The sequence below is a fragment of the Nguyenibacter vanlangensis genome (genome assembly GCF_013376155.1).
Classification (GTDB): domain Bacteria; phylum Pseudomonadota; class Alphaproteobacteria; order Acetobacterales; family Acetobacteraceae; genus Gluconacetobacter; species Gluconacetobacter vanlangensis.
Map to the genome: position 1 here is coordinate 1 of NZ_JABXXP010000624.1, position 1,627 is coordinate 1,627.

Sequence of the window (1,627 nt, forward strand, 5' to 3'; positions counted from 1 at the left end):
AGTCCCGCCGCCGCCAGTCCCGCCGCCGTCGCCCACCGCCCGATCCAACCCATCCTCGCTCCCCCGGCCGCACCGCCCCGGCCGCATACCCCGTCCGCTGTGGCGGAAACGTCGCGAAACGCCGCCGTTCGATCGGGCATCCGATAATCGCTCTTTTCAAGCCATGCGGAACCGGGAAGAAGCAATGGCGCATCGCCGTCGCGCGATTGCGATCAAACCCGGACCACACGCCGTGCCCCTACCCCTGCTCGCCCTCGCGCTCGCCTCCTTCGGAATCGGCACGACCGAATTCGTCATCATGGGCCTGCTGCCCCAGTTGGCCGCCACGCTGGACGTGTCGATTCCCGCCGCCGGCCAGCTCGTATCGGGCTATGCGCTGGGGGTGACGGTCGGCGCGCCGATCGTCGCCATCGCCACCGCGCCGCTGCGCCGCAAGACCGCCCTGCTGGTCCTGATGGCCTTGTTCATCGCCGGCAATTTCTGCTGCGCGATCGCGCCCAACTACGCGCTGCTGATGGCCGCGCGGGTGCTCACCGCCTTCTGCCATGGCGCTTTCTTCGGCACCGCCGCCGTCGTCGCGGCCGACCTGGTCCCGCGTGAGAAACGCGCTCAGGCCCTGTCGCTGGTCTTCGCCGGGCTGACCCTGGCCAACGTGTTCGGCGTCCCTTTCGGCACCGCGCTGGGCCAATGGGCGGGCTGGCGCGCCACCTTCTGGGCCGTCTGCGCGATCGGCGTCGTCGCGCTCGCGGCCATCGCCGCCCTGGTGCATGACGGCCGCGACTACGTGCCGCCGCGCATCCTGACCGAATTGCGGGTGCTGCGCCGCTTCCAGGTCCAGCTCACCATGCTGGTCTCGACCGTCTGCTCGGCCAGCCTGTTCAGCGTGTTCACCTACATCGCCCCGCTGCTGCAAACCCGCGCCGGACTGTCGCCGCACATGGTCACCGTGGCGCTGCTGCTGTTCGGGGCGGGCATCACCATCGGCAACCTGGCCGGCGGCCGCCTGGCGGACTGGAAATTGCTGCCGTCGGTCATCATGACCCTGGTCGCGTCGATCGCGGTGCTCCTGGCCTTCATCCCGGCCAGCCGGTTCCCCGCCGCGTCCATGATGACCCTCTTCCTGTGGGGGATCATCGTCTTCGCGCTGGTGCCGCCCCTGCAATACCGCGTGGTGCAGCAGGCCGCCGAGGCCCCGAACATGGCCTCCACCCTCAATCAGGGCGCGTTTAACCTGGGGAATGCGGCCGGCGCGTGGATCGGCGGCCTGGTCGTGCCCACCGCCTGGTCCTATGGCGGCCTGCCGGTCGTCGGCGCGGTCCTGGCGCTGGCCGCCCTGCTGCTGACGGTCTGGGCGCATCTCGGCGAACGGCGCGCCGCCTGAAGCGGGGAAAATCAAACAGAAAAAATCCCTGAATTGCGCGAAAATCAACGGGCGGCTTGGCGGGGCTGGCGGGCCGGGATATGAAGACGGCATCGAAAAACGGGACCAGGGCCATCATGACCGTCCGACTGCCATCCGCCGCCGCCTTCCATCTCGTCGCGACGCGGGGCCGCCCGCTGCTGGCGTTGGCGCTGGCTCCACTCCTGGCCCTCGCCGCCTGCTCCTCGTCGCATCGTGACACCGGCG

Annotated in this window: 1 protein-coding gene; it reads left to right on the forward strand. The window is 69.7% G+C overall.

Going from position 1 to position 1,627, the window contains the following annotated elements:
• The first annotated feature begins 232 nt into the window (after nt 1–232).
• Nucleotides 233–1,381, forward strand: coding sequence for an MFS transporter (locus tag HUK84_RS17365; protein ID WP_176641376.1), 1,149 nt, complete (start codon nt 233–235; stop codon nt 1,379–1,381).
• Nucleotides 1,382–1,627 lie beyond the last annotated feature (246 nt).